Source organism: Rhodoferax sp. GW821-FHT09E07 (assembly GCF_059416145.1).
The window spans coordinates 142,837-150,945 of the sequence record NZ_JBWKOP010000010.1; the positions used below are offsets into that span (position 1 = coordinate 142,837).

Sequence of the window (8,109 nt, forward strand, 5' to 3'; positions counted from 1 at the left end):
CTTTCAATTAAGAACGTTCGAGTTCGATGTCAATGCCCAAGGAACGGATTTCCTTGACCAACACATTGAACGATTCCGGCATGCCGGCTTCGATGGAGTGCTCACCCTTGACGATGTTCTCGTACACCTTGGTACGGCCTTGCACGTCATCGGACTTGACAGTGAGCATTTCCTGCAGCACGTAGGACGCGCCGTAGGCTTCCAGCGCCCACACTTCCATTTCACCGAAGCGCTGACCACCAAACTGGGCCTTGCCGCCCAGCGGTTGTTGTGTGACCAGGCTGTACGGTCCGGTAGAACGGGCGTGCATCTTGTCGTCGACCAAATGGTGCAACTTCAGGTAATGCATGTAGCCCACTGTAGTGGTGCGCTCGAAAGCGTCACCAGTACGGCCGTCATACAGCTGGGCTTGCGTACGCGCAGCAGTCAGGCCCTTTGCCTTGGCGACGTCGTCCGGGTAAGCGAGTTGCAGCATGTCGCCGATTTCTTTCTCCGTCGCACCGTCAAACACAGGCGAAGCAAAGGGCACGCCACTGGTCAGCTCCTTGGCCATCTCCTGCACTTCTGCGTCAGACAGTTGGGCCAAGTCTTCTTTACGGCCAGTGCTGTTGTAGACCTGTTCCAAAAAGCCACGGATTTCGGTCGCAGCGGCTTCACGTTGCAGCATGTCGCCAATACGGTGGCCCAAGCCCTTACCAGCCCAACCCAAATGCACTTCCAGCACCTGACCGATGTTCATGCGAGAGGGCACGCCCAGCGGGTTCAACACGATATCAACTGGGGTACCGTCGGCCATGTACGGCATATCTTCAACGGGAGTGATCTTGGAAACCACACCCTTGTTGCCGTGGCGACCGGCCATCTTGTCACCAGGTTGCAGGCGACGCTTCACAGCGATGTAGACCTTGACCATCTTCAGCACGCCAGCAGGCAACTCATCGCCTTGGGTCAGCTTCTTGCGCTTCTCTTCAAAAGCGAGGTCGAAACTGTGGCGGGTCTGCTCCAGCGAGTTCTTGATGCTCTCCAATTGGCTCGCGACTTCTTCGTCAGCAGGACGAATATCGAACCAGTGGAACTTCTCAACAGATGCCAAATAAGCCTTGTCCAGCTTGGTACCCTTGGCCAGCTTTTGCGGGCCACCATTGGCAACCTTGCCGGTCAACAACTTCTCGATACGATCGAACGCATCGGCTTCCACGATACGCAGCTGGTCATTCAAATCCAGGCGGAAACGCTTGAGTTCGTCGTCGATGATCTGCTGTGCACGGCGGTCGCGCTGAATGCCTTCGCGGGTAAACACTTGTACGTCGATGACGGTGCCGGAGCTGCCCTGGTCCACGCGCAGAGACGTGTCTTTCACGTCGCTGGCCTTTTCACCGAAGATCGCTCGCAGCAGCTTTTCTTCTGGAGTCAGCGTGGTCTCGCCCTTGGGTGTGACCTTACCGACCAGCGTGTCACCTGGCAGAACTTCTGCGCCCACGTAGATGATGCCGGACTCGTCCAGACGGTTCAGTTGCTGTTCGCTCAGGTTAGGAATATCGCGCGTAATTTCTTCTGCACCCAACTTGGTGTCACGCGCCATCACCACGAGTTCTTCGATGTGGATGGAGGTGTAGCGGTCTTCTGCTACCACGCGCTCGCTGATCAGGATCGAGTCTTCGAAGTTGTAGCCATTCCAAGGCATGAAGGCCACCAGCATGTTCTGTCCGATGGCGATTTCACCCAAGTCAGTGGATGCGCCGTCGGCAATCACATCACCCTTGGACAGCTTGTCGCCCTTCTTGACGATGGGACGCTGATGGATGTTGGTGTTCTGGTTGGAGCGCTGGTACTTGATCAGGTTGTAGATATCCACACCCACTTCGCCAGCTTGTGCCTCGGCATCGTTGACGCGGATCACCACACGGGTTGCATCCACATAGTCCACGATACCTCCACGGGTGGTAGTCACCACGGTGCCGGAGTCCACCGCCGCAACGCGCTCGATGCCTGTACCCACCATGGGTTTTTCCGGACGCAGCACGGGGACGGCCTGACGCGACATATTGGCGCCCATCAACGCACGGTTCGCATCATCGTGCTCCAAGAATGGAACCAAAGAGGCAGCGACCGACACGATCTGCGCAGGGGAAACATCCATGTACTGCACGCGCTCAGCGCCTACAAGGATGGATTCGCCTTTTTCACGGGCAGACACGAGATCACCGGTCAAGGTGCCGTCCTTGTCCAGAGCCGCATTGGCCTGAGCAATCACGTACTTGCCCTCTTCAATGGCGGACAGGTAGTCAATGTCCATTGTGACCTTGCTGTCGACCACGCGGCGATACGGTGTCTCAATGAAACCGTATTCGTTCAGGCGAGCGTACAAAGCCAGAGAATTAATAAGACCGATGTTAGGACCTTCAGGCGTTTCGATTGGGCAGACGCGACCGTAGTGGGTCACGTGCACGTCACGCACTTCAAAGCCTGCACGCTCGCGCGTCAAACCGCCCGGGCCAAGGGCCGATACACGGCGCTTGTGGGTGATTTCAGCCAGCGGGTTGGTCTGGTCCATAAACTGGGACAACTGAGACGCGCCAAAGAACTCTTTCAATGCTGCCGAAATCGGCTTGCTGTTGATCAGGTCATGCGGCATCAAAGGCTCTTGCTCAGCCTGACCCAAACGCTCCTTTACAGCCTTTTCGATACGTGCCAGGCCGGTGCGGTACTGGTTTTCGGCCAGTTCGCCCACGCAACGCACGCGGCGGTTGCCCAAGTGGTCGATGTCATCAACATCGCCACGGCCGTTGCGCAGATCCACCAAGATCTTGACCACAGCCAGAATGTCTTCATTCGTCAGCACCATGGGGCCGGTCGATTCCGAACGGCCCATTTTGGCGTTGAACTTCATGCGACCCACGCGCGACAGATCATAGGTATCGGGGTTGTAGAACAGGCGCTGGAACAGGGCCTGCACAGCGTCTTCGGTGGGCGGCTCGCCGGGGCGCATCATGCGGTAGATGGCCACGCGTGCAGCAAACTCGTCCACGGTTTCGTCCGTGCGCAGGGTTTGCGAGATGTAGGCACCCTGGTCCAGCTCGTTGGTGTAGATGCAAGCCAGATCCTGGATACCGGCGGTGCGCAGCTTCTTGAGCAGTGCTTCGGTCAGCTCTTCGTTGGCCTTGGCCACGATTTCGCCGGTGTCGCCGTCCACCACATTGCGGGCCACGACGCGGCCGATCAGGAAGTCTTCGGGCACGCTGATGTGCGAAGTACCCGATTGCTCCAGCTCACGTGTGTGGCGAGCCGTCACGCGCTTGTCTTTGGCAACCACGACCTTGCCGGACTTGTCGGTGATATCGAAGCGGGCGACTTCGCCACGCAGACGCTCGGCCACAAATTCCATCTGGGCTCCGCTGTCCATCAGACGGAAGTTGTCGTTGACGAAAAAGTTGGCCAGGATGGATTCGTTGTTCAGGCCAATGGCCTTGAGCAGAATCGTGACGGGCATCTTGCGGCGACGGTCGACACGGAAGTACAGCAGGTCCTTGGGGTCGAATTCGAAATCGAGCCAGGAGCCGCGGTAGGGGATGATGCGTGCGGAGAACAGCAGCTTGCCCGAGCTGTGGGTCTTGCCCTTGTCGTGTTCGAAGAACACGCCAGGCGAACGGTGCAACTGGGACACGATCACGCGCTCAGTACCGTTGATGATGAAGGAGCCCTTGCCGGTCATCAGAGGCACTTCGCCCATGTAGACCTCTTGCTCCTTAACTTCCTTGACGACCTTGTTCTGGCCGGTGGACGACTCACGGTCGTAAATGATTAGTTGCACCTTGGCGCGCACGGCCGATGCAAAGGTCAAACCACGGGTCTGGCATTCACGCACATCGAACGCAGGCTTGGCGAGGTTGTACTCCAGGTACTTCATCTCCACAAAGCCGTTGTGGGAGACGATAGGGAAAGCAGCTTCGAATGCCGCTTGCAAACCTTCTGCGGTACGCTTCTTGGGAGCTACATCCGCCTGCAAAAACGCGGTGTACGCGTCCTTTTGCATTTGCAGCAGATAGGGTATTTCGAGCACGCTATCGCGACTACCGAAGTTTTTGCGAATTCGCTTGCGTTCTGTGTATGTGTAAGCCATTAGATCTCCGGGCAAAGGCTGAGGAATCCTGGGGGTCCTAGGCGACTGTCGCGTTGAGCACCACTCTCAACAGGCTTGGCGATTGGCCACTACCAATCACTGGCGGACGGTTGCGCATTGCACACAACCCGTACCAAGGCATCTTCTGCAGTCGGATCAGAAGACACTCAAAAGCAGTCTGGGACTACTTTTGAGTGTGCACTAATTTCAATGCCCACAAGCAGCAAAGGCTGGAGGCCCTTTTCGGAGCCTCCAGCCTAGGCAACACCGTCGATTACTTGAGTTCGACCTTGGCGCCAGCTTCTTCCAGCTTCTTCTTGGCCGCGTCAGCGTCAGCCTTGGAAGCGCCTTCCTTGACAGCCTTGGGAGCGCCGTCCACCAGATCCTTGGCTTCTTTCAGGCCCAGACCGGTGATTTCGCGCACGGCCTTGATGACGGATACTTTGTTAGCGCCCGCATCGGTCAACACCACGTTGAACTCGGTCTTCTCTTCAGCAGCAGCACCGCCAGCAGCAGCGCCACCGGCAGCGGGAGCGGCCATAGCAGCGGCGCTTACACCAAATTTCTCTTCGATGGCTTTCACCAGGTCGTTGAGTTCCATGACCGTCATGCTGTCCAGCGCGGTCAAAAATGCGTCTTTATCGAATGCCATTTTGATTTCCTAACAATATTGGTTACTACAGACAGAGCGCAATTAAGCGGCGACTGCCTCTGCGGGAGCAGCTTCTGCTGCACCTGCGCCACGCTGTTCCGCCAGCGCGGACAGCACACGGGCCGTACGCGAAATGGGGGACTGCATCAAGCCCAACAATTGCGCCAACAACACTTCCTTGGAAGGGATGCTTGCCAATTGCTTCACGCCGTTCACGTCCAGGGCCTTGCCGCCATACGCACCAGCACGGATCACCAATTTGTCGTTGGTTTTCGCGAACTCGGCCACCACCTTAGCGGCAGCCACAGCGTCTTCGGAAAAGCCGTAGATCAGAGGACCAGTCATCTGGTCGGACACAACTTCAAAGCTGCTACCGGCCACGGCACGGCGGGCCAAGGTGTTTTTCAACACACTCAGGCTCACACCATTGCTGCGTGCGGTATTGCGCAGTTTGGTCATGTCAGCGACCGTGATGCCACGGTATTCCGCGATCACGAGCGTTTGAGCTTTAGCGGCGAGGCCAGTCACATCACTGATGACTGCTTCTTTCTCACTGCGATTCAGACTCAAGGTCTACTCCTTTAAATGCACCTTGCAACTTGCGTCGCGTAGTGCTCCACATTGCAGCGACCAACTGTCAACAGAACTCTCATTCCATCTGCAGCGGGATCGCCATCTGCGTTGGCTTAAAACTATTAAGCGCAGTTGCCTGCACACCAACGGTCTTGGATGGCCTGGCTACGCTCTTAACGTAACCAGCCCACCACATCAGGCGGCTGTTACCAGCCGCCCAAATTTGCGATTACGCCGAGATGGTTTGCAGGTCCACGCGGACACCCACACCCATGGTCGACGAAACAGCGACTTTGCGCAAATACAGGCCCTTGCTGGAAGCAGGCTTGGCTTTGTTCAAGGCATCCACCAATGCTGCCAAGTTGCTTTGCAGTTGGGCCGCTTCGAACGAGCGACGGCCGATGGTGCTGTGCACGATACCGGCTTTGTCCACACGGAATTGCACTTGGCCAGCCTTGGCGTTCTTCACGGCGGTAGCCACATCGGGAGTCACGGTGCCAACCTTGGGGTTAGGCATCAAACCACGTGGGCCGAGGATCTGGCCCAAGGTACCCACGATACGCATGGCATCAGGGGCAGCAATCACGATGTCGAAAGGCATGTCACCGGCCTTGACCATGGCGGCCAGGTCGTCCATACCCACCACGTCAGCACCAGCGGCCTTGGCTTCGTCAGCCTTGGCGCCTTGGGCGAACACGGCGACGCGCTTGGTCTTGCCAGTGCCATTGGGCAGCACAACAGCACCGCGCACCACTTGGTCAGACTTCTTGGCATCGATGCCGAGTTGCACTGCCACGTCGATGGATTCATCGAACTTGGCGTTGGCGAATTCCTTCACCAGACCCAGTGCATCTGTCAGGGCGTACAGCTTGTTGCTGTCGATCTTGCCAACTTGGGCTTTTTGCTTTTTAGTGAGCTTGGACATTTACACGCCCTCCACATTCACGCCCATGGAGCGGGCAGAACCAGCGATGGTACGAACGGCTGCGTCCAGATCGGCGGCAGTCATGTCTTTCATCTTGGTCTTTGCAATTTCTTCGAGCTGGGCACGGGTGATCTTGCCGACCTTGTCCTTCAGGGGGTTGGAGGAACCCTTGTCCAGCTTGATGGCCTTTTTGATCAGCACGGTAGCTGGAGGCGTCTTGATCACGAATGTGAAGCTCTTGTCGGCAAATGCCGTGATCACCACGGGCAAGGGCAGACCAGGCTCGACACCTTGGGTCTGCGCATTGAATGCCTTGCAGAACTCCATGATGTTCAAACCACGTTGACCCAGAGCAGGGCCAATGGGGGGGGATGGGTTGGCCTTACCGGCTGGCACTTGCAGCTTGATAAAGCCGACGATTTTTTTCGCCATGATTTCTCCTTACGGGTGATAACGCCTCGGTGCTGAACAACTCAGACCTCGGCTCCCCGGGGTTAACGACTCTCGACATGTATCTGCGCCGAGTCGGATAGCGCAAACACCCAACCCGCCACTGCTGGCGGGTGACCATCAAGTCTTCTCGATTTGAGAAAACTCCAATTCAACCGGTGTGGATCGGCCAAAAATAGTGACCGACACGCGCACCTTGCTCTTTTCGTAGTTGACGTCTTCCACCGAACCATTGAAATCGGTGAATGGACCTTCCTTGACGCGCACATACTCACCCACCACGAACTCAATCTTGTGGCGCGGCTTGTCGGTGCCTTCTTGCATCTGATTGACGATCTTCATCACCTCGGCTTCCGAAATGGGAGCCGGACGGTTCTTCGCACCACCCACAAAACCGGTCACCTTGTTGGTGTGTTTCACCAAATGCCAGGTGTCATCATCCATCACCATTTCTACCAGCACATAGCCAGGGAAGAACTTGCGCTCAGTCGTTTTCTTCTGGCCGTTCTTGACCTCAACCACTTCTTCCATGGGAACGAGGATGCGGCCAAACTTGCTCTGCATGCCAGCACGGGTGATTCGCTCAATGATGTTGCGCTCAACCGCCTTCTCCATCCCAGAGTAAGCGTGGACCACATACCAGCGCAAATCTGGATTCACAGGCGCGGATGCGGCTTGCTCTGCTACGGGAATTACCACGTCATCAGTCATTATTTTTTCCACCCCAGAATCAGATCGTAAAAAAGCCACTCAAGGGTTTTGTCCGTGAGCCACAGGAATAGTGCCATGATGAGCACAAAACCGAATACATAGGCCGTGATCTGGATCGCCTCTTTGCGGGCAGGCCAAACGACCTTTCTGACTTCACGCCAGGCATCGCGACCAAAGGCAATCAGCTGACGCCCGGTTTCCGACGTAAAAAAAGCACCAGCAGCCAAGCCCAGACCGACAATCAACGCAGTCCACTGAACCAGCTGACCCTGCTTGGTCAGCAGATAAAAGGCAGCCAGCGCAGCAACCACCAGCAATGCAGCAGCAGCCAGCTTGGCTTTGTCTGCGCCGGTGTTGACGGTTTGAACTTGTGTCGTGGCCATAGTGTCTTTATTCGCGTTTCACTTGTACTAAATTTCAGCATCCTCAAGACACTGAAGCCCGCTACACCGTAGCGGGCTTGGTTGCCACCTATTCCCAGGTGGCAGGGGCAGTAGGAATCGAACCTACAACCTTCGGTTTTGGAGACCGACGCTCTGCCAATTGAGCTATACCCCTAGAGTTTCCTTACGCGATGATTTTCGCAACCACACCGGCGCCAACGGTACGACCACCTTCGCGGATGGCGAAGCGCAGGCCTTCTTCCATGGCGATGGGGTTGATCAGCTTCACAGTGAT

The 8,109-nt window shown here is 56.5% G+C and carries 8 protein-coding genes and 1 tRNA gene; all 9 read right to left on the reverse strand.

Annotation, left to right across the window (positions count from 1 at the left end):
- Window positions 1-7 precede the first annotated feature (7 nt).
- On the reverse strand, window positions 8-4,120 hold the full coding sequence (rpoB, locus tag AC07OE_RS19340) for a DNA-directed RNA polymerase subunit beta (protein WP_495072192.1): 4,113 nt from the start codon (window positions 4,118-4,120) through the stop codon (window positions 8-10).
- 274 nt (window positions 4,121-4,394) lie between these two features.
- Window positions 4,395-4,772 (reverse strand): 50S ribosomal protein L7/L12, encoded by a 378-nt coding sequence (gene rplL / locus AC07OE_RS19345; protein ID WP_495072193.1) that lies wholly within the window; start codon window positions 4,770-4,772, stop codon window positions 4,395-4,397.
- 42 nt (window positions 4,773-4,814) lie between these two features.
- The gene (gene rplJ / locus AC07OE_RS19350; protein ID WP_495072194.1) at window positions 4,815-5,342 is read right to left on the reverse strand and encodes a 50S ribosomal protein L10; all 528 of its coding nucleotides are present in this window, start codon (window positions 5,340-5,342) and stop codon (window positions 4,815-4,817) included.
- A 232-nt stretch (window positions 5,343-5,574) separates the two neighbouring features.
- Window positions 5,575-6,270: a 50S ribosomal protein L1 gene (gene rplA / locus AC07OE_RS19355; protein ID WP_495072195.1), complete on the reverse strand. Its 696-nt coding sequence runs from the start codon at window positions 6,268-6,270 to the stop codon at window positions 5,575-5,577.
- Window positions 6,271-6,702 (reverse strand): 50S ribosomal protein L11, encoded by a 432-nt coding sequence (rplK, locus tag AC07OE_RS19360; RefSeq protein ID WP_057674553.1) that lies wholly within the window; start codon window positions 6,700-6,702, stop codon window positions 6,271-6,273.
- A 138-nt stretch (window positions 6,703-6,840) separates the two neighbouring features.
- On the reverse strand, window positions 6,841-7,431 hold the full coding sequence (gene nusG, locus AC07OE_RS19365; RefSeq protein WP_495072196.1) for a transcription termination/antitermination protein NusG: 591 nt from the start codon (window positions 7,429-7,431) through the stop codon (window positions 6,841-6,843).
- The gene (secE, locus tag AC07OE_RS19370; RefSeq protein ID WP_495072197.1) at window positions 7,431-7,814 is read right to left on the reverse strand and encodes a preprotein translocase subunit SecE; all 384 of its coding nucleotides are present in this window, start codon (window positions 7,812-7,814) and stop codon (window positions 7,431-7,433) included. The genes nusG and secE overlap by 1 nt, the downstream gene beginning before the upstream one ends.
- Window positions 7,815-7,913: 99 nt before the next feature.
- A tRNA-Trp gene (locus tag AC07OE_RS19375) sits at window positions 7,914-7,989 on the reverse strand.
- A gap of 9 nt (window positions 7,990-7,998) precedes the next feature.
- On the reverse strand, window positions 7,999-8,109 hold a 111-nt coding region (locus AC07OE_RS19380), incomplete at its 5' end, for an EF-Tu C-terminal domain-related protein (protein ID WP_495072202.1).